Annotated in this window: 23 protein-coding genes; 18 read left to right on the top strand and 5 right to left on the bottom strand. The window is 65.0% G+C overall.

All coding sequences use genetic code 11. The annotated features are described in order from the left end of the window. Positions 1-30 precede the first annotated feature (30 nt). The 14 genes from NX774_RS21705 (at position 31) to NX774_RS21640 (ending at position 11106) form a co-directional block, all read left to right on the top strand. Positions 31-744, top strand: coding sequence for a succinate dehydrogenase/fumarate reductase iron-sulfur subunit (locus tag NX774_RS21705; RefSeq protein WP_258824375.1), 714 nt, complete (start codon positions 31-33; stop codon positions 742-744). Continuing rightward, on the top strand, positions 741-1082 hold the full coding sequence (locus NX774_RS21700; protein ID WP_258824374.1) for a succinate dehydrogenase: 342 nt from the start codon (positions 741-743) through the stop codon (positions 1080-1082). The genes NX774_RS21705 and NX774_RS21700 overlap by 4 nt, the downstream gene beginning before the upstream one ends. Then, on the top strand, positions 1079-1447 hold the full coding sequence (gene sdhC, locus NX774_RS21695) for a succinate dehydrogenase, cytochrome b556 subunit (RefSeq protein WP_258824373.1): 369 nt from the start codon (positions 1079-1081) through the stop codon (positions 1445-1447). Before NX774_RS21700 ends, sdhC begins: the two co-directional genes overlap by 4 nt. Positions 1448-1460: 13 nt before the next feature. Beyond that, positions 1461-2336: a fumarate hydratase gene (locus NX774_RS21690; protein WP_258824372.1), complete on the top strand. Its 876-nt coding sequence runs from the start codon at positions 1461-1463 to the stop codon at positions 2334-2336. A gap of 4 nt (positions 2337-2340) precedes the next feature. Beyond that, complete coding sequence (locus NX774_RS21685) at positions 2341-2952, top strand: fumarate hydratase C-terminal domain-containing protein (RefSeq protein WP_258824371.1); 612 nt, start codon at positions 2341-2343, stop codon at positions 2950-2952. Beyond that, a complete protein-coding gene (locus tag NX774_RS21680; protein WP_258824370.1) occupies positions 2949-4688 on the top strand; it encodes an L-aspartate oxidase in 1740 nt (579 codons plus the stop codon). The genes NX774_RS21685 and NX774_RS21680 overlap by 4 nt, the downstream gene beginning before the upstream one ends. A 188-nt stretch (positions 4689-4876) precedes the next feature. After that, complete coding sequence (locus NX774_RS21675) at positions 4877-5887, top strand: ABC transporter substrate-binding protein (protein WP_258824369.1); 1011 nt, start codon at positions 4877-4879, stop codon at positions 5885-5887. Positions 5888-5944: 57 nt separating this feature from the next. After that, positions 5945-6748 (top strand): ABC transporter ATP-binding protein, encoded by an 804-nt coding sequence (locus NX774_RS21670; RefSeq protein ID WP_258824518.1) that lies wholly within the window; start codon positions 5945-5947, stop codon positions 6746-6748. Next, positions 6741-7616 (top strand): ABC transporter permease, encoded by an 876-nt coding sequence (locus NX774_RS21665; protein WP_258824368.1) that lies wholly within the window; start codon positions 6741-6743, stop codon positions 7614-7616. Before NX774_RS21670 ends, NX774_RS21665 begins: the two co-directional genes overlap by 8 nt. Positions 7617-7629: 13 nt before the next feature. Next, positions 7630-8601 (top strand): hydroxyacid dehydrogenase, encoded by a 972-nt coding sequence (locus tag NX774_RS21660; protein WP_258824367.1) that lies wholly within the window; start codon positions 7630-7632, stop codon positions 8599-8601. Continuing rightward, positions 8574-9578 carry an Ldh family oxidoreductase gene (locus NX774_RS21655; protein WP_258824366.1) on the top strand — a complete coding sequence of 335 codons (1005 nt, stop codon included), beginning with the start codon at positions 8574-8576 and terminating at the stop codon, positions 9576-9578. The genes NX774_RS21660 and NX774_RS21655 overlap by 28 nt, the downstream gene beginning before the upstream one ends. Positions 9579-9680: 102 nt before the next feature. Then, complete coding sequence (locus NX774_RS21650; RefSeq protein WP_258824365.1) at positions 9681-10418, top strand: sulfite exporter TauE/SafE family protein; 738 nt, start codon at positions 9681-9683, stop codon at positions 10416-10418. A 147-nt stretch (positions 10419-10565) separates the two neighbouring features. Then, on the top strand, positions 10566-10814 hold the full coding sequence (locus tag NX774_RS21645) for a type II toxin-antitoxin system Phd/YefM family antitoxin (protein WP_258824364.1): 249 nt from the start codon (positions 10566-10568) through the stop codon (positions 10812-10814). Further along, entirely contained in the window at positions 10804-11106 is a 303-nt protein-coding gene (locus NX774_RS21640) for a type II toxin-antitoxin system RelE family toxin (RefSeq protein WP_258824363.1), read from the top strand. The genes NX774_RS21645 and NX774_RS21640 overlap by 11 nt, the downstream gene beginning before the upstream one ends. Positions 11107-11182: 76 nt before the next feature. Here the strand turns inward: NX774_RS21640 and dctA are convergent, their stop codons facing one another. The 4 genes from dctA to NX774_RS21620 all read right to left on the bottom strand — a co-directional run bounded on the left by dctA (position 11183) and on the right by NX774_RS21620 (position 15407). Beyond that, a complete protein-coding gene (dctA, locus tag NX774_RS21635) occupies positions 11183-12532 on the bottom strand; it encodes a C4-dicarboxylate transporter DctA (protein ID WP_258824362.1) in 1350 nt (449 codons plus the stop codon). Between the two features lie 265 nt (positions 12533-12797). Continuing rightward, a complete protein-coding gene (locus NX774_RS21630) occupies positions 12798-13967 on the bottom strand; it encodes a UxaA family hydrolase (protein WP_258824361.1) in 1170 nt (389 codons plus the stop codon). Between the two features lie 36 nt (positions 13968-14003). Continuing rightward, positions 14004-14285, bottom strand: coding sequence for a UxaA family hydrolase (locus tag NX774_RS21625; RefSeq protein WP_258824360.1), 282 nt, complete (start codon positions 14283-14285; stop codon positions 14004-14006). 99 nt (positions 14286-14384) lie between these two features. Beyond that, a complete protein-coding gene (locus tag NX774_RS21620) occupies positions 14385-15407 on the bottom strand; it encodes a YeiH family protein (protein ID WP_258824359.1) in 1023 nt (340 codons plus the stop codon). A gap of 105 nt (positions 15408-15512) precedes the next feature. Between NX774_RS21620 and NX774_RS21615 the strand changes: the two genes are divergently transcribed. Beyond that, entirely contained in the window at positions 15513-16391 is an 879-nt protein-coding gene (locus tag NX774_RS21615) for a LysR family transcriptional regulator (protein WP_258824358.1), read from the top strand. Between the two features lie 127 nt (positions 16392-16518). Further along, the gene (locus tag NX774_RS21610; RefSeq protein ID WP_258824357.1) at positions 16519-17274 is read left to right on the top strand and encodes a GntR family transcriptional regulator; all 756 of its coding nucleotides are present in this window, start codon (positions 16519-16521) and stop codon (positions 17272-17274) included. 83 nt (positions 17275-17357) lie between these two features. Here NX774_RS21610 and NX774_RS21605 read toward each other — a convergent pair whose 3' ends face one another. Then, a complete protein-coding gene (locus NX774_RS21605) occupies positions 17358-18083 on the bottom strand; it encodes an amino acid ABC transporter ATP-binding protein (protein ID WP_258824356.1) in 726 nt (241 codons plus the stop codon). 227 nt (positions 18084-18310) lie between these two features. On the opposite strand from NX774_RS21605, the gene NX774_RS21600 reads away from it, so the two are divergent. Together NX774_RS21600 and NX774_RS21595 are read left to right on the top strand one after the other, a co-directional pair. After that, positions 18311-19597 (top strand): dicarboxylate/amino acid:cation symporter, encoded by a 1287-nt coding sequence (locus NX774_RS21600; RefSeq protein ID WP_258824355.1) that lies wholly within the window; start codon positions 18311-18313, stop codon positions 19595-19597. 87 nt (positions 19598-19684) lie between these two features. Beyond that, complete coding sequence (locus NX774_RS21595; protein WP_258824354.1) at positions 19685-20971, top strand: metal-dependent hydrolase family protein; 1287 nt, start codon at positions 19685-19687, stop codon at positions 20969-20971. Positions 20972-21006: the final 35 nt, after the last annotated feature.

Below are 21006 nucleotides of genomic sequence, written 5' to 3'. Positions count from 1 at the left end.
ATTTCAGCGCATCTCCAAGTTAGGATCGACATGACGACCAATCTTGAAGTGAAGGTCTGGCGCGGCAAGGAAGACGGCGAGTTCGTCACCTACGAGGTGCCCCGCCTCGAGAGCCAGACCGTGCTGGATGTGGTGACCCATATCCAGCGCCGCATCGACCCCGGCCTGTCCTATCGCTATGCCTGCCGTGTCGGCATGTGCGGCTCGTGCGCCATGACCGTCAACGGCAAGGCGCGCTGGACCTGTCGGACCCATGTGGCCAACGTGGCTGCCGACGGCAAGCTCGAACTCGCCCCCCTGTCCAACCTGCCAGTCATCAAGGACCTGGTCACCGACATGACCGGGTTCTTCGACAAGTGGGCACGCGCCAAGGGCAGCTTCAAGGGCGCCAAGACCCGCGAGGACGAGTTCGCGCTGGTCGAGCCGCAATCGACCATGCGGCTGGCGGCCGACGCCGGCATCGAATGCATCGGCTGCGGCGTGTGTTACGCCTCGTGCGACGTGGTGAGCTGGCGCCCCGACTACCTGGGCCCGGCCGCCCTGAACCGGGCCTGGACGCTGATTAACGACGTGCGCGACGTGCGCAACCGCGAGCGCCTGCTGGCGGTTGCGGGCGACGCCGGCTGCCACGCCTGCCACACGCAAGGCTCGTGCACCGAGCGCTGCCCCAAGCACCTGGAGCCGACCGCATCCATCTCGGGCCTGAAGCGCCTGTCCGCCAAAACGCTCGGGAGGAAAGCATGACCGACACCGTGACCGAGGTCAGGCTCTGGTACTGGGGCCGCATCAGCGCCATGGCGCTCACCTTTTTCGTGTTCGTGCACCTGGCGGTCATCATCTACGCCGTGCGCGGCGGGCTGACCGGGACCGAGATCCTGGAGCGCACCCACGGCAACCTCGCGTTCGGCCTGTTCTACGCGGCGTTCGTCATCGCGTGCACCGTACACGTGCCGCTGGGCCTGGCCCGCATCCTGCGCGAGACGGTGATGAGCGATCGCGCGGCGAACGTCGTGTCAAGCCTGTTCGCGCTGCTGCTGCTCGTGCTGGGCCTGCGCGCTGTCTATGGAGTGGTGCTGGCATGAACAAGACAAAGATGCGCACCAACGACTTCCGCGCCCGCAACCACCCGGCGTACTGGGCCTTCCTGGTGCACCGCTTCTCGGGCCTGGCGCTGGCGCTGTTCCTGCCGGTGCACTTCTGGGCGCTGGGCCACGCCATCAACGGCGCCGCTTCCCTCAACGGGTTCATCCGCGTGACCGACCAGCCGCTGTTCAAGTTCGGCGAGTGGGGCCTGGTGATCCTGCTGGCCGCGCACATGGCCGGCGGCGTGCGCCTGCTGCTGATCGAGTTTGGCAAGTGGAGCGGGTTGCGCAAGAACCTGATCGCCGTGACCGCCGGCTTTGCCGCCATGACCGGCATGGCGTTCGCCCTCGCGCTGGTGTTCTGAAAGGAGCTGGAGAATGAAGATCGATTTGGCCAATGTCGAAGAGGCCGCAAAACAGCTGTACATCCGGGCACTGAAGGTACTGCCGCCCGATATCAAGGGCGGGTTCGCACGCCTGACCGAAACCGAGACGGTGCCGCGCGCGCAGAACATCCTGGCCACGATGGTGCAGAACATCCACGTGGCCGAGGACAACGAGAACCTGCTGTGCCAGGACACCGGCGTGCCGATCTATAACGTGACGATCGGCCGCAACGTCCAGATCGACGGCTACGACCTGAAGCAGGCGATCCGCAAGGGCTGCGAGCGCGCCACCCGCGAACACCCGCTGCGCTCGTCGGTGGTGCACCCGCTCACGCGCCAGAACGAGCACACCTCGTGCGGCATCGAGGTCCCGGTGATCCATATCGACTTCTCCGATGTGCCGGACCAGCTGTCGATCCAAATGATCCCCAAGGGCAGCGGCTCGGAGAACAACTCGTTCCTGAAGATGGCCATTCCCGCCGAGGGCATCGACGCGATCAAGGAATTCGTCATCGACTGCGTGATCAACGCCGGTGGCAAGACCTGCCCGCCGACCATCGTTGGCGTGGGCCTGGGCGGCACTTCCGACCTGTGCGTGCACCTGGCAAAGCGCGCCGCCACGCGGCCGCTGGGCAGCCACTGCGCCGACCCCGAAGGCGCGAAGCTGGAGCAGGAGCTGTCCGCCGCCGTGAACAAGCTCGGCGTCGGCCCGCAGGGTCTGGGCGGCGACTCGACCGCGTTCGCGGTGCATATCGAGCTGGCCTCGACCCACATCACGATGAACCCGATTGCCGTCAACATGCAGTGCCATTCGGCGCGCAGGGCCACCGCGACCCTCACGCCCGAAGGCGTCACCTACGGATTCTGACATCATGGCCCACTACGAACTCACCATGCCGGTCACCGAAGAGCAGGTGCGGCAGCTGCGCGTCAACGACACCGTCACCTTGCAGCAGACGCTGTTCGGCATTCGCGACGCGACCCAGATCCACATGCTCGACCGCGGCCGCACCACCCGCTTCGACCTGCACGGCCACGCCGTCATCCACACCGCGCCCAACGTGCGCAAGGTCGAGAAAAGCCCGCACTACCCGGCCGGCTACCAGCCGATCTGCATCGGCACCACCACCTCGGACCGGATGGAGCGCTTCACCCGCCCGCTGATGGAGCAGTACGGCGTGCGCCTGATCGTCGGCAAGGGCGGCCTGCGCCAGGGTTCGCTCGACGCCTTCCGCGAACTGGGCGGGGCCTACCTGGCCATCGTGGGCGGCACCGCGGCCCTGGAAACCACCTGGATCGAGCAGATCGAGGACGTGGACCTGGACGACCTGAACCCGGAATCGCTGTGGAAGTTCAGGATCCTCAATTTTGGCCCGCTGCTGGTGGCGATGGACAGCCACGGCAACAGCCTGTACACCGACATCAAGGCCGACGTGAACAAGCGCCGCGCCGAAGTGCTTGCCAGCCTGGGAGTACAGCAATGAACGCCATCAAACGCATCCAGACCGACATCCTGATCCTGGGCTCCGGCGGCGCCGGGCTGTTCGCGGCCCTGCACGCGCACCAGGCCGACCCCAGCCTGTCGATCACCGTCGCGGTCAAGGGCCTGCTCGGCAAGTGCGGCTGCACCCGCATGGTCCAGGGCGGCTACAACGTGGCGCTGGCCCAGGGCGACTCGGTCGAGCGCCACTTCATGGACACGATCGAGGGCAGCAAGTGGCTGTCGAACCAGGAGCTGGCGTGGACGCTGGTGACCAAGGCCGTCGAGCGCATCCACGAGCTGGAGAACGAACTGGGCTGCTTCTTCGACCGCAACCCGGACGGCACCGTGCACCAGAAGGCGTTCGCCGGCCAGACCTTCGACCGCACCGTGCACAAGGGCGACCTGACCGGCATCGAGATCATCAACCGCCTGTCCGAACAGGTGTGGGCGCGCGGCATCCACCGGCTCGAGGAACATCGCGCCGTCGAACTGATCAAGACGGACGACGGCAAGGCGCTGGCGGGCGTGCTGATGATCGACATGCGCACCGGCGAGTTCGTGTTCGTGCAGGCCAAGGCGGTACTGCTGGCCACCGGCGGCGGCCCGACCATGTACAAGTTCCACACGCCGTCGGGCGACAAGAGCTGCGACGGCCTGGCCATGGCGCTGCGCGCCGGCCTGCCGCTGCGCGACATGGAAATGGTGCAGTTCCACCCCACGGGCCTGCTGGCCGGCACGCACACGCGCATGACCGGCACCGTGCTCGAGGAAGGCCTGCGCGGCGCCGGCGGCTACCTGCTCAACGGCGAGGGCGAGCGCTTCATGACCAATTACGACCCGCGCGGCGAACGGGCCACGCGCGACATCGTCTCGCGCGGGATCTACGCCGAAATGCGGGCCGGCCGCACCACGCCCAACGGCGGCGTGTACATCCAGATGTCGCACCTGGGCCCGGACAAGGTACGCAAGCAGTTCAAGGGCATGGTCGAGCGCTGCGGCGATTGCGGCTTTGACCTGGCGGGCGGGCGCGTCGAAGTGGTGCCCACGGCCCACTACATGATGGGCGGCGTGGTGTTCAAGCCCGACTGCACCACCGAGCTCACCGGCCTGTTTGCGGCCGGCGAGGACACCGGCGGCGTGCACGGCGCCAACCGGCTGGGCGGCAACGGCGTGGCCAACTCCACGGTCTTTGGCGGCATCTCCGGCGAGACGATGGCCGAGTGGACCGCGCGCAATCCCCAGTTCCGCGCGCCGAACGAAGCGGCGATCGCGCGCAGCATGCTCGAACACGAGCTGCCGTTCGAGCGCGAGCCGGGCGACCTGGAGGCGATTCGCGAGGCGCTGTACGAATGCATGTGGACCGACGTGGGCATCCTGCGCACGGCCGAAGGCATCCGGCGCGCCCAGCGCCGGCTGGAGGAGCTCGACGCCCAGCTGGCGCGCACCGGCATCCCGGCGGGCGACCGCGCCTACAACCTGAGCTGGCACGACTGGATGAACCTGCGCAGCCTGATCCAGGTGAGCCAGGTGATCGCCGCGGCGGCGCTGCAGCGCGAGGATTCGCGCGGCGCGCATTTCCGCGAGGATTTCCCGCAGGCGGGCGATTTGCACACGTCCAGTTTCACCGTGGCGCGCATGGAACACGACCGCTTGTCCCTGACGCGCGAACCCGTGCGTTTCGAGCGCGTGCGCCCGGGCGAGACGATTCTGAAGGAGGAACCTGCGGCAGCGCACTGAAAATGCTGCGACCGCAAACAAATCATTTAAGTGATCTAGTTGAATTTACCTGAACACTGGACTACCATGGGCTGTCCAACAGAGACAAGGATTCAGAGCTAGACAGAAGTACCATCCAAAGGGGAAGAGACACAACAAACAGGCGCACAAGCGCTGCCCCTCTCACCAACTATTGGAGGAGACATCCAATGCAACTCAAATCCATCCTGGCCTGCGCCGCCAGCGCTGTTTTGTTTGGCACCTCGCTCACCACGCACGCCGCCGAGGTGAAGGAACTGAAGATTGCCGAGCAGTACGGCATCAGCTACCTGCCCCTGATGATCATGGAAGACCAGCACCTGGTCGAAAAATACTCGAGCGAGGCAGGTGCGGGCGGCCTGAAGGTCACCTGGGCAAAGTTCGCCGGGGGCAACGTGATGAACGACGCGCTGCTGTCGGAGAGCCTGCACATCGCGGCCGGGGGTGTGGCGCCGCTGGTCACGCTGTGGGCCAAGACGCGCGGCAACTATGACGTCAAGGCCGTGGCCGCGCTCAACTCGATGCCGCTGTTCCTGAACACGCGCAACCCGAACGTCAAGACGATCAAGGATTTCACCGACAAGGACAAGATCGCGCTGCCCGCGGTCAAGGTGTCGATCCAGGCGGTAACGCTGCAGATGGCGGCCGAGAAGGCATTCGGGCCGGGCCAGCAGAACAAGCTGGACCGCCTGACGGTGTCGATGAGCCACCCGGACGGCCAGGCCGCCCTGCTGTCGGGCACCAGCGAAGTGGACGCGCATTTCAGCTCGCCGCCGTTCCAGTACCAGCAGCTCGAAAAACCGGGCATCCACACCGTGCTGAACTCGTACGAAGTGCTGGGCGGCCCCGCTACCTTCAACCTGATCTGGACGACCACCAAGTTCCGCAAGGAGAACCCGCGCGTGTACGCGGCCTTCACGATGGCGCTCGACGATGCGATCGCGATGATCAACAAGGACAAGCGCTGGGCAGCCGAAACCTACCTGCGCATCTCCAAGGACAAGGACACCGTCGAGGACATCATGAAGATGCTCGACGATCCGCAGGTGAAATTCACGACCACGCCGCAAAACGTGATGAAGTACGTGGACTTCATGCACAAGACCGGTTCCATCAAAGTCAAGCCGGCATCCTGGAAGGAACTCTTCTTCGACAACGTGCAGAACCTGCCGGGCAGCTGATCCCATCAGGGACTACCAGCAGATCGCTTGCCAGCATAAGGATGGAAAGTCATGGATATGAGTCAGAACCAGCAGCCCGATCCCCGCCCGCTTCTGGACGTGCGCGACGTAACGCTGCAATACAAGACGAAGGCCCACCTGGTGACCGCAACCTACCGCGTCAACTTCCAGGTGTTCAAATCGGACCGCTACGTGCTGCTCGGCCCTTCGGGCTGCGGCAAATCGACGCTGCTCAAGGCGGTGGGCGGCTACCTCACCCCCACCGAGGGCGAGATCCGGCTCAAGGACAAGCTGGTCACGCGGCCGGGCCCGGACCGGATGATGGTGTTCCAGGAGTTCGACCAGCTGCTGCCGTGGAAGACGGTGAAGGAAAACGTCATGTTCCCGCTGTGCGCCTCGGGCAAGCTGACCGGCAAGGCCTGCGAGGAAAAGGCCATGCAGTACATCGAGAAGGTCAACCTGGCCAAGTTCGCCAACCACCACCCGCACATGCTCTCTGGCGGCATGAAGCAGCGCGTGGCGATTGCGCGCGGCATGGCCATGGAGCCGGACGTGCTGCTGATGGACGAGCCGTACGCGGCGCTGGACGCCCTCACGCGCCGCAAGATGCAGGACGAGCTCCTGCAGCTGTGGGATGAGACCCATTTCACTGTGCTGTTCGTGACCCACTCGATCCCCGAGGCCATCAAGTGCGGCAGCCGCATCCTGCTGCTCTCGCCGCACCCGGGCCAGGTCAAGGCCGAACTGGCCAGCGCGCCGCGCGACTGCAGCGACCCGAAGGTGGCCAAGGAACTCGAACACGAGATCCACAAGATGCTTTTTGCAGACGAAATCGAAGAGAAGGAGGTGCAGCATGTCTAAGGACGCCATCCTGTGGTCGCGGCCGCCGATCCATCGCGAGCCGCTCGATTCATCCAAGTTCGGGGTGGTGGAAAAGCCGCTGTCGCCGTTCGAAAAGCTGTACAACTACAGCGCGCTGCGCAAGACCTTCATCCTCATCGTGCTGGTGGTGGCGTGGGAAGTGGGCGCGCGCGTGCTGAACAACGAGCTGCTGTTCCCGACCTTCGTCGCCACCGTGGACGCCCTGTTCAACGGACTGGCCAGCGGCGACCTGCTGCTCAAGATCTGGGCATCGCTCAAGGTGCTGCTGATGGGTTATGGGATCGGCATTGCGCTGGCCGGCGTGCTGACCGCGATCGGCATCTCGTCCAGGATCGGCACCGACTTCCTCGAGACGCTGACGTCGATGTTCAACCCGCTGCCTGCCATCGCCCTGCTGCCGATCGCGCTGATCTGGTTTGGCCTGGGTAACGGCAGCCTGGTGTTCGTGCTGGTGCACTCGGTGCTGTGGGCGGTGGCGCTCAACACCCACTCGGGCTTCCTGGCGGTTTCCAACACGCTGCGCATGGTCGGCCGCAACTACGGCCTGGGCGGGTTCAAGTACGTATCCAAGATTTTGATCCCGGCGGCCTTCCCGAGCATCCTCACGGGCCTGAAGATCGGCTGGGCATTCGCATGGCGTACCCTGATCGCGTCCGAGCTGGTGTTCGGCGTGAGCTCGGGCTCCGGCGGCCTTGGCTGGTTCATCTACGAGAACAAGAACCAGCTCGAGATCCCGAACGTGTTCGCGGGCCTGTTGACCGTCATCCTGATCGGCCTGATCGTCGAAAACCTCGTCTTCCGCACCATCGAAACCCATACCGTGCGCAAGTGGGGCATGCAGGCTTGACCAGGAGGAGCACATGAAGATCGTCATCTCCGAATTCATGGACGAGCAGTCCGTGGACGAGCTGCGCCAGCGCTTTGACGTGGTGTACGACCCCAAGCTGGTGGACAAGCGCGAGGAACTGCAGCGCCAGCTGGGCGACGCGCAAGCCCTGGTGGTGCGCAACCGCACCCAGGTCAGGCCCGAGCTGCTGGCTTGCGCGCCGCAGCTGCGCGTGGTCGGTCGCCTCGGCGTCGGGCTGGACAACATCGACGTGCCAGCCTGCGAGGCGCGCGGCATCGGCGTGATCCCGGCCACCGGCGCCAACGCGCTGGCGGTGGCCGAATACGTGATCGCCAGCGCCATGGTGCTGCTGCGCGGGTCCTACCTGTCCTCCGCCTCGGTGGCGGCGGGCGAGTGGCCGCGCTCGCAGCTGTCCGAAGGGCGCGAGAGCGCGGGCAAGACGCTCGGCCTGGTCGGCTTTGGGGGCATCGGCCGCCTGACCGCGCAATTGGCGAAAGCGCTCGGCATGCAGGTGGTCGCCTACGACCCGATGCTCGATGCCGGTTCGCCGGTGTGGACCGCGACGGGGGCGCGCTGCGCCAGCCTCGACCAGCTGGTCGCCGAAGCCGACGTGGTTTCGCTGCACGTGCCGCTCACCGATGCCACGCGCGGCCTCATGAACGCCGAGCGCATCGGCCGCATGAAGCCGGGCGCGGTGCTCATCAACACGGCGCGCGGCGGCATCGTGGACGAAGCCGCGCTGGCACAGGCGCTGCGCGACGGCCGGCTGGCCGGCGCCGCGCTCGACGTGTTCGAGGACGAGCCGCTCCCTGCGGGCTCGGTACTGGCCGGCGTGCCCAACCTGATCCTGACCCCACACATCGGCGGCGTCACCAAAGAATCGAACGAGCGCGTGAGCGCAATGATTGCCGAGCGGGTTGCCGAGCACCTGCTCGGCGCCACAACCACGGAGCAGTCATGCCAACACTTAGCATTACAGACTTAACCCAACTGGCGGCCGACGCGCTGCGGCGCGCAGGCGCCAGCGGCGAGATGGCGACGGCCACCGCCGCAGCACTGGTCGCCGCCGAGGCGCAGGGACTGGCCTCGCACGGCCTGTCGCGCATCCCGCAATACGCCGGCCACCTGCGGGCCGGGCGCGTGAACGGCGATGCGCAGCCGCGCGTGCAGCAAAGCCGTCCGGCCGCGCTGCTGGTGGACGCGCAGGAAGGCCTGGCCTTTCCCGCCTGCGCGCTCGCCGTGCACGAGGCGATCCGCTCGGCACGCGAATGCGGCGCGGCGTTTGCCGGCGTCACGCGCAGCCACCACTTCGGCACGGCGGCTTATCACCTGGAGAGCGTTGCGCAGGCTGGCATGGTGGGCCTTGCGTTTTCCAACTCGCCGGCCGGCATGCCGGCGTGGGGCGGCAAGCGCGCGCTGTTCGGCACCAACCCGATCGCGGCCGTGTTCCCGCGCCGCGATGCGCCGCCGCTGGTCATCGACCTGTCGCTGTCCGAGGTCGCGCGCGGCAAGCTGATGGTCGCGGCCAAGAAGGGCGAATCGATCCCGCTCGGCTGGGCACTGGACAAGGACGGCAACCCCACCACCGACCCGAAAGCCGGGCTGGAAGGCATGATGATGCCGGCCGGCGGCGTGAAAGGTGCGATGCTCGCGCTGGTGGTTGAGTTATTATGCTGCGCGTTGACGGGCGCGTCGTTCGGTTTCGAAGCCGACTCGTTCTTCAACGAGGAAGGCAACCGGCCGCGCATCGGCCAGGTGTTCATGGTCATCGACCCGGCGGCGCTTGCGGGCACCGACGTGTTCAACGAACGCCTCGAGACGCTGGTGTCGGCCATGCTGGTCGATCCGGACGTACGCCTGCCGGGCCAGCGCCGCGAAGCACTGGCGCAGAAGGCCCAGGCCGAAGGCATCGAGGTCCCGCAGGCCATGATCGATCAGCTGACAGCGCTGGCCAGGCCATGACACGTAGGGTGGGCTCTCGAGCCCACGCGGCTGCCGGCATGGTTGACCGCGTGGGCACAAGTGCCCACCCTACTCGCAAGCTGTAACCCAGGAGTTATTTGAATGGCATTCGGGATCGAGACGGTCGTGCTGCTGGCACTGATCGTCATGTTGGCCTACACGGTATTCGGCCTCACCGGCTTTGGTTCCTCGATCACGGCCATGCCGATGCTGGTGCAGGTGATCCCGCTGAAGATGGCCGTGCCGCTGATGCTCATCTTCGATCTCACCTCTGGCCTGCTGCTGGGCATGCGCAACCGCAAAGTGGTGGACCGCAAGGAGCTGCTGCGCCTGATCCCGTTCATGCTGGTCGGGATGGCCATCGGCGTGATCGCGCTGGTCAAGGTGCCGGAACGGCTGCTGCTGCTGCTGCTCGGCGCCTTCATCCTCGCGTATTCGGCGTGGAGCCTGCTGCTCAAGAAGGAACCCACGCCGCTCAGCCCGCGCTGGTCGGCTCCGCTCGGCATGGCCGGCGGGGTGTTCACCGCGCTGTTCGGCACGGGCGGTCCGATTTATACGATTTACCTCGCGCGCCGGCTGGACGACAAGGCTGTGCTGCGCGCCACCATCAGCGCGCTGATCTTCGTGACCGGCTTTTCGCGCCTGGTGCTGTTCTCCACCGCCGGCTTCTACAAGCAGGACTCGCTGCTGTGGCTCGCCGCCATTTTGCTGCCGTGCTCACTGCTCGGCCTTTTCCTCGGCAACCGCCTGCACAGCAGACTGCCGGCGCAGCGCGTCGTCCAGGTCATCTGGGGCATCCTGATCCTGGGCGGCACCAGCCTCATTCTGCGCAACTGGTAAGCGCAAGCCCCGTCGTCGAACGAGTGCACGTGCGACCACGGCTCACGCGTCCGCGGGGCGTAATAGCGCGCTTTGGAGCCACCTCAGACGAATCAACCATACACGGTGCTAACATGGCTCGCGCTCCCAAACAGCTTGCTTATTGCCATGAACAAACCATTCTCAGCGAAGAAGACTTTGAGCATCACCGAGCTCGGGCACAGCACGAAGGCGGTGGTTGATGCAGCGAAAACCGCACCGATAGCGGTGACCGACGATAGCGGAACCGTGGCCTACCTGGTTCCGGCAGACCTGTTCGAAGAAATGCTTGAAGCGCTGGAGGACATGGAACTTGCCAAAATCGTGAAAGAGCGGCGAGGCGGCCCCACCAGGAAAGTCTCCCTGGATGAACTATGAGCTCGAGTTTCACGAAGACGCTTTAAAAGAATGGAACAAGCTCGACGCCTCAGTGAAGGAGCAATTTAAAAAACATCTGGCAAGGCGTCTTGCTGCTCCCCATGTGCCGTCAGCACGTCTTCGTGGCCCCGGCATGGCAAACACCTACAAGATAAAGCTACGTGAACTTGGGTACCGCTTGGTCTACGAAGTGAATGAGCAAAGCGTCACCGTGGTTCTCTTATCAGTCGGAAAACGGGAACGAAACTCGGCCTACCGCATGGCTGAACTGCGCATCGCCAAAAAGCGTTAAGTTCAATAGAAAACTCCCGGTGCATACCCCTCCGTTCTGGGGGCATTGCACCGGGAGTTTTTAGTACCTGATCAGGTCAGGCGATCGCCGGCTTGGTCACCGGCACAACCACGGGCCGCGGCTGCAGCTCCTGGTCCACCTGCGGCTCGCATTCCACGTCCAGCACCGGCACGATGTCGCCGTTGAGCACGGCACGCGCCCGCTGCAGGTCAAGTTCGCCTTCCCAGCGCGCCACGACGATCGCGGCGACCGCATTGCCCACCAGGTTGGTCAGCGCGCGGATTTCGTTCATCAGGCGGTCCACGCCGATCACGAGCGCAATGCCGGCCACCGGCAAAATGTGGGTCGAACCGAGCGTTGCTGCCAGGGCCACCAGTGCCGCACCGGCCACGCCGGCGCCGCCCTTGGAGGTCAGCAGCAGGATCGCCAGCAGACCCAGCTGCTGCCACAGCGACAGGTCGATGTTCAGCGCCTGGGCGATGAAGAGCGAGGTCATGGTCAGGTAGATCGCCGCGCCGTCCAGGTTGAACGAGTAGCCGGTCGGGACCACCATGCCCACCACGGTGCGCTTGACGCCCATGGCCTCGAGCTTTTGCATCAGCTGCGGCAGCACGGACTCGGTGCTCGCCGTGCCGAGCACGATGAACATCTCTTCCTTCAGGTACTTGATCAGCTTCCACAGCGACACGCCGGCCACCTTGGCAATCGTTCCCAGCACCACGAACACGAACAGCAGCGTGGTCAGGTAGTACGCGCCGATCAGCGTGGCCAGCTGCTGCAGCGTGCCGATGCCGAATTTGCCGACGGTGAAGGCCATTGCGCCGAAGGCACCGATCGGGGCCAGCTTCATCACCAGGCCCACCACGCCCAGGAGCGCCTTGCCGAATTCATCGATGACTTCGCGCGCCTTGCGGCCGCGCTCGCCCAGCACCGACAGGCTCACGCCGAACAGCGCCGAGAACAGCAGCACCTGCAGCAGGTTGCCCTTGGCGAAGGAATCGACGACCGAGCTGGGGACGATCGAGGTGATGAACTGCAGGGTCGTTTGCGGGTGCGCCTTGTCGGCGATGGCCGCCACCGCGCCCTTGTCGAGCGAGGCGATGTCCGCATTGATGCCGGCGCCAGGCTGCACGATGTTCGCGACGATCATGCCGATGACCAGCGCCAGCGTGGTCACCAGTTCGAAATAGAGCACCGCTTTGCCACCGACGCGGCCGACCTTCTTGAGGTTTTCCATCCCGGCGATGCCGGAAACGATAGTGCAGAAGATGACCGGGGTGATCACCATCTTGATGCCGTTGATGAACACGTCACCAAGGGGTTTGAGATCGGTTGCAATGGCGGGATAAAAATGCCCGACCGCGACGCCAGCGACCAGCGCCACAACCACTTGGAAGTACAGACTGCGAAAAAGCGTGCTCCTCATTTACTCCTCCTACCGCTTCATGGAATTTGTCCCGTGCGGCTGATGCCATCTACAGATCCGCTCTTTGTCGGACACGGGGACGATTTGCGTTGGCCGTTAAAGGACGGCCGGCCGGTTACTTCATCTTTACCTCACCATTCTGTCCGTCGTCCCCGCGGAGGCGGGGACCCATGCTGAGCTTGCGTTCAGGGAGCTTCGAACAGCGCCACTTGCAAGCGTTCTATGGGTCCCCGCCTCCGCGGGGACGACGTGCTTTCAGGCTGACTTAAGCCGACTCGTAGAGACGGGTCAGCACAAACTCGCGATGCCCCAGCGCCTCGGCGGCGGTCAGGCGGCCGTTGGCGGTGCGCAGCATGCACTCGAGCAGCTTATCACCCGCACCATCCATGTTCAGCTCGCGCTGCAGCAAACCGGACGTGTCCACGTCGATGTGCTCGGCCATGGTGCGCACCGTCTTCGGGTTGGCGCAGATCTTGATCACCGGGACGATCGGGTTGCCGATCACGTTGCCCTGGCCGGTCGGGAAGAAGTGCACCACGTAGCCGGACGCGGCGCACAGCGTGACCATCTCGGCCGCGGCCGACGACGAATCCATGAACCACAGGCCGGAACCGGTCGGCGTTTCTGCCTTGTCCAGCACGCCGTCGATCTTGCACTTCTTGCCGATCTTCTGGATGTTGCCCAGCGCCTTTTCCTCGATGGTGGTCAGGCCGCCGGCGATGTTGCCCTTGGTCGGCTGCGAGTCCGACAGGTCGCTGGTCTTGTGGCGGTTGATGACATCCTGGTAGCGGTTGAAGAAGGCCATGAACTTTTCCCTGACCTCGGGGGTTGCGCAGCGCTCGGCCACCAGGTGCTCGCCACCGGTCAGCTCGGTCGTTTCGCCGAACACCAGGGTCGCGCCCAGCCCATACAGCTTGTCGAACGCATTGCCCACCGTCGGGTTGGCGCCGCAGCCGGAGGTGGTGTCCGATTCGCCGCACTTGGTCGAAACCCACAGCTCGCTGATGCTGCACACTTCGCGCTGCTTTTCGGACGCGAACTGCACCAGCTCGCGCGCCGCTTTCGACGCACGCATGATCGTGTCGTGGTCGCCATGGTGCTCGATGGCGAAGCCCTGCACCGGCTTGCCGGTCTTGGCGATGCCATCGACGATCAGCTGGGTCCATTGCGGCTCGATACCGATCACGACCACGGCGGCCACGTTCGGGTTGGCGCCCGTGCCTATCAGGGTGCGGAAGTGCAGCTCCAGGTCGGCGCCGAATTGCAGGCGGCCGTACGGGTGCGGCAGCGCCATCGTGCCCTTGATGTTGTTGGCCACCGCCTCGGCGGCGGCGTTCGAGATGTCATCCACCGGCAGGATGATGACGTGGTTGCGCACGCCAACGCGGCCGTTTTCGCGGCGGTAGCCGAGGAAGGTGGTGTCCTTGTTGATCATGTCTGTCTCCTTGATGCGTTTGTGCGGCCCCGCGGCTTACCAGCGCTTGGTCTTGACGTTGTGGACGTGCAGGTGTTCGCCGGCCTTGATCGGCGCGATCACCTTGCCGATGTCCACGCCGTACTTGATGACGGTGTCGCCCGGCTGCAGGTCCTTGAGCGCGATCTTGTGACCGATCGGGATATCGCTCACCGTACGCATCTCGATCACGTGGTCCGGCTCCATCACCCAGCCGTTCAGCGGCGTGCCGGCAGTGACGCCCTCGACCACCACGGTCCCCACGGAATCTCCATCTTCGTGCACCACAAAGTGAATCATTTTTGTCTCCTCGTTTTCAGGTCCAACACGACTAGCTCAAGACCATCCTAGCGCAGCGTTTCGCGTGCTGTCAACCATATCATCTAGATGATTTCAGGCTCAAACAATGGCGGTAATGAAGCGATTGATCACATACCCGCCGGTCATCAGGAACAGGAACAGGATACTTGCCAACAGGATAGGCTTGGCGCCCGCTTGCTGCACCGCGCCCACATGGGTACGCAGGCCCAGCGCGGCCATCGCCATCGCCAGCAGCACGGTATCGACCTGCAGGATGGCGGCCACCAGCCCGGCCGGCAGCAGGTGCAGCGAGTTCACGCCGGCGGCCACGATGAACAGCACGGCAAACCAGGGGATCGTGATCTTGCGCTTGGCCGCGCCGGCGCCGCCTTCGTTGCCGATGCGGCTGCTCAGGATGACCAGGAACGGGGCCAGCATCATCACCCGCAGCATTTTTTCGATCACGGCGAACGAGGCCGCCTGCTCGCTCACCGAGCGCCCGGCCACCACCACCTGTGCCACCTCGTGGATGGTGGAACCGGCATACAGGCCGTACGCAGTCTCGGACAGGCCCAGGTGCGGGTACAGCAGCGGATACACGAACATGCCCAGCGTACCGAAGATGACCACGGTGGCCACCGCCACCGACACCTTGTGCGCCTGGCCGCGCACCACCGGCTCGGTTGCCATCACGGCTGCCGCGCCGCAGATCGAGCTGCCGGCGCCGATCAGCATGGCGGTCTGCTTGTCCAGCCCGAACACGCGGGTGCCCAGCTGCACCGCCAGCGTGAAGGTGGTAGCGATGATCAACAGGTCGATCAGGATGCCAGCCCAGCCGATGTGCCCGATCTCCTGGAAGGTGATGCGAAAGCCGTACAGGATGATCCCCAGGCGCAGCAGTTTGGCCTTGGCGAACTCCACGCCGTCCGCGCTGAACGGCGCCACGCGCGGGAACACCGTGTTGCCCAACGCAATGCCGATCACGATGGCCAGCGTGAGTGCCGAAATGCCAAGGTGCTGCACGGCCGGCAGCCCCGCGCCCCAGATGCTGGCGGCGGCAATGGCGCCGGCCAGCGCCAGCCCGAGGGCGAACGGGGCGGGACGAATGGGCGAAGTTGTCATTGTTGTGCTCTCCGTGATGAAACCGAGCACCAACAGTACGCCGCTGCCTTTTATTATAAAAACGAGTAATATTGATATGATTAATCAGCATAAGTGATATAGAGGATGCTGCGCACCACTCTCAGGCAGATCGAAGTGTTCGTCGCCACCGCGCAAAAGGGCAGCGTGACCCAGGCCGCGGCCGCGATCGGCATGACGCAATCGGCGGCGAGCATGGCGCTGGCCGATTTCGAAAGCCAGCTCGGCACCCGCCTGTTCGACCGCGTGGGCAAGCGCCTTTCGCTCAACGACGACGGGCGCGCGCTCTACGCGCAGGCGGTGGAGATGATCGAACGCGCGCACGAGATGGAGCAGCTGTTCCGCAAGGACGGCCGCTCGGTGGACCTGCGGCTGGCCGCCAGCTCCACCATCGGCAACTACCTGCTGCCGCAGCTGATCGGGCGCTTTCGCGAGCAGCGCCCCGGCAGCCGGATCGAGCTCGACGTGGGCAACACGCGGCACGTGATGCAGAAGGTGCTCGCGTTCGAGGTGGACGTCGGCTTTGTCGAAGGGCCGTGCATGGATGCCGACATCGAGGCCATCTTCTGGCGCGCCGACGAGCTGGCGATCTGCGCGCGCCCGGACAGCCCGCTCGCCCGGCCCGGCGCCGCGACGCCCGAGGCGCTGCGCGAAGCCGGGTGGATCCTGCGCGAGCGCGGCTCGGGCACGCGCGAGGTGGTCGAGCAGCTCTTGACCAGCCAGCTGGGCGACATCAAGCTGGCCATGGACCTGGGCGGCAGCGAAGCGATCAAGCGCGCGGTGGAGGCCGGGATCGGCATCTCCTGCCTGCCCAAGCTCGCGCTGCAGGGGGCAATCGAGCGCGGCAACCTGGTCATGCTCGACACGCCCTACCTCACGCTCACGCGCTCGTTCCACATCCTGCTGCACAGGCAGAAGTACCGGACCGAAGCCGTCCAGACCCTGCTGGCGTTCTGCCAGGCGTAGCGCTTGTGTACGCCGGCCCACAGCGCCAGCAATTCAACTAGGTGATCTGCATGAATTAACCCCCGGACGGGCGTGTATTTGCTATGATGCGGTCAACTGACCTTATCTACCTGCCGGCAAACATCTCATGCAACAACTTTTTCGTTCGGACGTCGCCCTGGGCCTGCCCTTGTACCGCGAAGTCAAGCACAAGCTGATGGAATCCCTGCGCGACGGCGAATGGAAGGCCGGCGACATGATCCCGGCCGAAAAACGCCTGTGCGAGCGCTACGGCGTCTCGGTGGGCACCTTGCGCAAGGCGGTGGACGAACTGACCGCCGAGAACATCCTGATCCGGCACCAGGGGCGCGGCACCTTCGTCGCCTCGCACAGCCAGGACCGCTACATGTTCGGATTCTTCCACATCTGCCCCAAGACCGGGCAGAAGGAATATCCGAAGGTCGAGTTCATCAGCCTGTCCAGGGAAAAGGCGGACGCCGACAGCGCGCGCCGGCTCGGCATCGGCAAGGGCTCCAAAGTGCTGCGCATCGTGAACCGCCTGAGCCTTTCGGGACGGCCGGTGATCGTGGACCAGATCGTGCTGCCCGAGCGCTTCTTCCCCGGCCTGACCGAATTCCAGCTGCGCGAGCGCCGCACCACCTTGTACCAGCTCTACCAGGACAGCTTTGGCGTGGCCGTGCTGCGCACCGAAGAGCGGCTGGACGCGGAAGGCGCCAACGCCGAGGTGGCCGAACTGCTGTCGCTCGACCAGGGCACGCCGCTCCTGCACATCGTGCGCCGCGCGCTCTCGTTCCGCGACGAGGTGGTCGAGCTGCGGCATTCGTGGGTGCTGACCACCGACCACGAATACTTCGCGGGCGAGCGCGGTCAAGCGAGCGAATAACGTGTAGGGTGGGCACTTGTGCCCACGCGGTCAATCACGCGGCGCGTCACGCGTGGGCTCAAGAGCCCACCCTACGGGCGCTACTAGTGGATGATCCGCGCCAGGAAGTCGCGCGCGCGCTCCGACCGGGGCGTACTGAAAAACTCGTCCTTTGGCGTGTCCTCGACAATCCGGCCGTGGTCCATGAACACGATCCGGTCCGCCACCTTGCGCGCAAAGCCCATCTCGTGCGTCACCACCATCATGGTCATGCCTTCCTGCGCCAGGCCCACCATCACGTCGAGCACCTCGTTGATCATCTCGGGGTCGAGCGCGGAGGTCGGCTCGTCGAACAGCATCGCGATCGGGTCCATCGCCAGCGCGCGCGCAATCGCCACGCGCTGCTGCTGCCCACCCGACAGCTGGCTCGGAAATTTGTCCTGGTGCTTGAGCAGGCCAACGCGGTCGAGGTATTTGAGCCCGCTGGCGGTCGCTTCGTCCATGCTGCGGCCCAGTACCTTCACCTGCGCGAGCGTCAGGTTCTCGCGTACCGACAGGTGCGGGAACAGCTCGAAGTTCTGGAACACCATGCCGATCCTGGCGCGCAACCGGGGCAGGTCGGTCTTCGGGTCGCCGACCGAAATGCCATCCACCCGCAACGAACCCTGCTGGAACGGCTCGAGCCCGTTGACCGTCTTGATCAGCGTGGACTTGCCGGAGCCGGACGGGCCGCACACCACCACCACGTCACCGCGCGCAACGTGCGTGCTGCACTCGCTGAGCACCTGGAAAGCCCCGTACCACTTGCTCACACTGTCAATTTCGATCATGTTTTTCCGTCTGCGGCAAAGCGCCCGCGGCCTGTTGTCGCATACCCGGCGGGCATGCTTGACAGCACCATCTGCGCCAAGGATACTGCGGAACTTGCCAATACAATCAGAACTAATACTGGCAACTCGCTGATATAAACACTGCTATTTTGCACGATAAACGAGCGGTGCAGGACGAAAACCCGGCAGTGGAGACACCATCGGCCGGCTCTTACAGGAAGCAGCATATGAATAATCGAAACCGCCTGACCACCTACATCCTAGTCGGCCTCGTCCTCGGTATCGCCGTCGGTTACGGCGTCAATACCAATGTCGCGAACCCGAACGGCTTTGCCGACGCGATGTCGCTGGTGACCACCCTGTTCCTCCGCCTGATCAAGATGATCATCGCGCCGCTGGTGTTCGCCACGCTGGTGGTCGGCATCGCCAAGATGGGCGACGCCAAGGAAGTGGGTCGCATCGGCGTGAAGGCGCTGGGCTGGTTCATCATCGCCTCGATCATCTCGCTCACGCTCGGCCTGATCCTGGTGAACATCTTCCGCCCGGGCGATGCGTTGCATATGGCGGCGCAGCAGGCAGCCGATGTGCTGCCGGCGTCCACGGCCTCGTCGGGCATTTCGGCGTCCGGCCTCACGCTCAAGGAGTTCGTCACCCACCTGGTGCCGACCTCGATCGCGGACGGCATGGCCAAGAACGAGATCCTGCAGATCGTGATCTTCTCGATCTTCTTCGGCACCGGCGCCGCCGCTGTTGGCGCGCGCGCCAACGCGCTGATCGACGCAATCGACGGTGTCGCACACGTCATGCTCAAGGTGACCGGCTACGTGATGAACTTCGCCCCGGTGGCCGTGTTCGCGGCGGTGGCCGGCGTGATCGCCAAGAGCGGCGTCAAGGTGCTCTCGACCTACGGCGTGTTCATGGGCGAGTTCTACCTCGGCATCGGCCTCTTGTGGGTGCTGCTGACGCTGGCCGGCATTTTGTTCGTCGGCCCGCGCATCCTCAAGCTGCTGGCCGAGCTGCGCGAGCCGACCCTGATCGCGTTCTCGTGCGCGTCGTCGGAAGCGGCGTTCCCGAAAACCCTGGAAGGCCTGGAGCGCTGGGGCGTGAAGAACCGCCTGGCCGCGTTCGTGCTGCCGATCGGTTACTCGTTCAATCTCGACGGCTCGATGATGTACTGCACCTTCGCGACCGTGTTCATCGCCCAGGCCTACGGCATCCACATTCCGCTGTCGGACCAGCTGGTGATGATGCTGGTGCTGATGCTGACCTCCAAGGGCATGGCCGGCGTGCCGCGCGCTTCGCTGGTGGTGATCGCCGCCACGCTGGGCCAGTTCCACATTCCCGAGGCGGGCCTGGTGCTCCTGCTCGGCATCGACCACTTCCTCGACATGGCGCGTTCGGCCACCAACGTGATCGGCAACGGCATCGCCACCGCGGTGGTCGCCAAGTGGGAGGGCGAGCTGACCGAGGGCGTGGGCGCCAACAAGGACATTGCCACGGCCCCGCTGCGCTAAAGGGCGGCTGCCGCTGAAGTACACGAAGGCCTTCCAGCGATGGGAGGCCTTTTTTCACGACCAGAAGAACGATAAAAGGAGATTCGGATGAAGAAGCTGTACCTCGCAAGCGCGCTGCTTGCTTTCGGTAGCGCGCAGGCCGCGCCGCAGACGGTCGTGGACTGCGGCCGCCTGCTCGACGTGAAGAGCGGAACCTGGCGCGAGAAGGTGTCGATCGTGATCGAGAACGGCAGCGTCAAGTCGGTGGGCCCGATGGCGGGCGGCGCCGGCCACGTCGATTTGTCCGGCTACTCCTGCCTGCCCGGCTTCATCGACGCGCACGTGCACCTGTCGCACGAAACGCGCCCGCGCGTGGCGGCCCTGCACGACGAGATCAGCGCCAACCCGGCCGACTCCGCCTACCGCTCGGTCAAGTACGCCGAGCGCACGCTGCTGGCCGGCTTTACCACCGTGCGCGACGTGGGCGGCGAAGATAGCCTGAACGTCTCGCTCAAGCGCGCGATTGCCGAGGGCGATGTGCCCGGCCCGCGCATGTTCACCGCCGGCACCATTATCTCGACGTTGGGCGGCCACGGCGACCCGACCAACGACTACTCGCACAAGCTCTCGCGCGCGCTCGGCCAGCCCGGCCCGGCCGACGGCGTCATCTCGGGCCCGGACGAAGCGCGCCAGGCCGTACGCGCACGCTACAAGGAAGGCGCGGACCTGATCAAGGTGACCGCCACCGGCGGCGTGCTCTCGGAAGAGACCAGCGGCGAAAACGCCCAGTTCACCGAAGACGAGCTGCGCGCCGTGGTCGCCACGGCCAAGGACTACGGCTTTCGCGTGGCCGCGCACGCGCACGGCGCCGAAGGCATCAAGCGCGCGCTGCGGGCCGGGGTCACCTCGATCGAGCACGGCACCTACATCGACGACGAGGCCATCGAACTGTTCAAGAAAACCGGCGCGTGGTACGTGCCCACCATCTCGGCCGGCCGCTATGTGGCGGACAAGGCCAAGCTGCCCGGCTACTACTCGCCGCTGGTGCAGCCCAAGGCAGCCGCGATCGGCCCGCTGATCCAGGCTACCGCAGGGCGCGCCTACAAGGCCGGCGTGAAGATGGCGTTCGGCACCGATGCCGGCGTGTTCCCGCACGGCGAAAACGCCAAGGAGTTCGCCTACCTGGTGGAAGCCGGCCTCACGCCGATCGACGCGATCCGCACCGCGACCGTGAACGCCGCCATGCTGCTGAACCAGGCAGGCCGCCTTGGCGCCGTCGAACCGGGCTACGCGGCCGATATCGTGGCCGTCTCGGGCGACCCGCTGCGCGACATCGCGCTGCTGCAGCACGTGAAGTTCGTGATGAAGGAAGGCGTCGTCTACAAGAAGCCGTAACCAGGCCGGCCCACAAGGCCGGCCGCTGAAATAAG

It is taken from the genome of Massilia agilis (assembly GCF_024756255.1).
In the GTDB taxonomy this organism is placed as follows: Bacteria; Pseudomonadota; Gammaproteobacteria; order Burkholderiales; family Burkholderiaceae_D; genus Telluria; species Telluria agilis.
This window is presented reverse-complemented; position numbering and strand designations above follow the sequence as displayed.

What these genes read in the sequence shown, in the direction of transcription:
- NX774_RS21705 (WP_258824375.1), top strand. Translation starts at nt 31, where the DNA reads ATGACGACCAATCTTGAAGTGAAGGTCTGGCGCGGCAAGGAAGACGGC.
- NX774_RS21700 (WP_258824374.1), top strand. Translation starts at nt 741, where the DNA reads ATGACCGACACCGTGACCGAGGTCAGGCTCTGGTACTGGGGCCGCATC.
- sdhC (WP_258824373.1), top strand. Translation starts at nt 1,079, where the DNA reads ATGAACAAGACAAAGATGCGCACCAACGACTTCCGCGCCCGCAACCAC.
- NX774_RS21690 (WP_258824372.1), top strand. Translation starts at nt 1,461, where the DNA reads ATGAAGATCGATTTGGCCAATGTCGAAGAGGCCGCAAAACAGCTGTAC.
- NX774_RS21685 (WP_258824371.1), top strand. Translation starts at nt 2,341, where the DNA reads ATGGCCCACTACGAACTCACCATGCCGGTCACCGAAGAGCAGGTGCGG.
- NX774_RS21680 (WP_258824370.1), top strand. Translation starts at nt 2,949, where the DNA reads ATGAACGCCATCAAACGCATCCAGACCGACATCCTGATCCTGGGCTCC.
- NX774_RS21675 (WP_258824369.1), top strand. Translation starts at nt 4,877, where the DNA reads ATGCAACTCAAATCCATCCTGGCCTGCGCCGCCAGCGCTGTTTTGTTT.
- NX774_RS21670 (WP_258824518.1), top strand. Translation starts at nt 5,945, where the DNA reads ATGAGTCAGAACCAGCAGCCCGATCCCCGCCCGCTTCTGGACGTGCGC.
- NX774_RS21665 (WP_258824368.1), top strand. Translation starts at nt 6,741, where the DNA reads ATGTCTAAGGACGCCATCCTGTGGTCGCGGCCGCCGATCCATCGCGAG.
- NX774_RS21660 (WP_258824367.1), top strand. Translation starts at nt 7,630, where the DNA reads ATGAAGATCGTCATCTCCGAATTCATGGACGAGCAGTCCGTGGACGAG.
- NX774_RS21655 (WP_258824366.1), top strand. Translation starts at nt 8,574, where the DNA reads ATGCCAACACTTAGCATTACAGACTTAACCCAACTGGCGGCCGACGCG.
- NX774_RS21650 (WP_258824365.1), top strand. Translation starts at nt 9,681, where the DNA reads ATGGCATTCGGGATCGAGACGGTCGTGCTGCTGGCACTGATCGTCATG.
- NX774_RS21645 (WP_258824364.1), top strand. Translation starts at nt 10,566, where the DNA reads ATGAACAAACCATTCTCAGCGAAGAAGACTTTGAGCATCACCGAGCTC.
- NX774_RS21640 (WP_258824363.1), top strand. Translation starts at nt 10,804, where the DNA reads ATGAACTATGAGCTCGAGTTTCACGAAGACGCTTTAAAAGAATGGAAC.
- dctA (WP_258824362.1), bottom strand. Translation starts at nt 12,532, where the DNA reads ATGAGGAGCACGCTTTTTCGCAGTCTGTACTTCCAAGTGGTTGTGGCG.
- NX774_RS21630 (WP_258824361.1), bottom strand. Translation starts at nt 13,967, where the DNA reads ATGATCAACAAGGACACCACCTTCCTCGGCTACCGCCGCGAAAACGGC.
- NX774_RS21625 (WP_258824360.1), bottom strand. Translation starts at nt 14,285, where the DNA reads ATGATTCACTTTGTGGTGCACGAAGATGGAGATTCCGTGGGGACCGTG.
- NX774_RS21620 (WP_258824359.1), bottom strand. Translation starts at nt 15,407, where the DNA reads ATGACAACTTCGCCCATTCGTCCCGCCCCGTTCGCCCTCGGGCTGGCG.
- NX774_RS21615 (WP_258824358.1), top strand. Translation starts at nt 15,513, where the DNA reads ATGCTGCGCACCACTCTCAGGCAGATCGAAGTGTTCGTCGCCACCGCG.
- NX774_RS21610 (WP_258824357.1), top strand. Translation starts at nt 16,519, where the DNA reads ATGCAACAACTTTTTCGTTCGGACGTCGCCCTGGGCCTGCCCTTGTAC.
- NX774_RS21605 (WP_258824356.1), bottom strand. Translation starts at nt 18,083, where the DNA reads ATGATCGAAATTGACAGTGTGAGCAAGTGGTACGGGGCTTTCCAGGTG.
- NX774_RS21600 (WP_258824355.1), top strand. Translation starts at nt 18,311, where the DNA reads ATGAATAATCGAAACCGCCTGACCACCTACATCCTAGTCGGCCTCGTC.
- NX774_RS21595 (WP_258824354.1), top strand. Translation starts at nt 19,685, where the DNA reads ATGAAGAAGCTGTACCTCGCAAGCGCGCTGCTTGCTTTCGGTAGCGCG.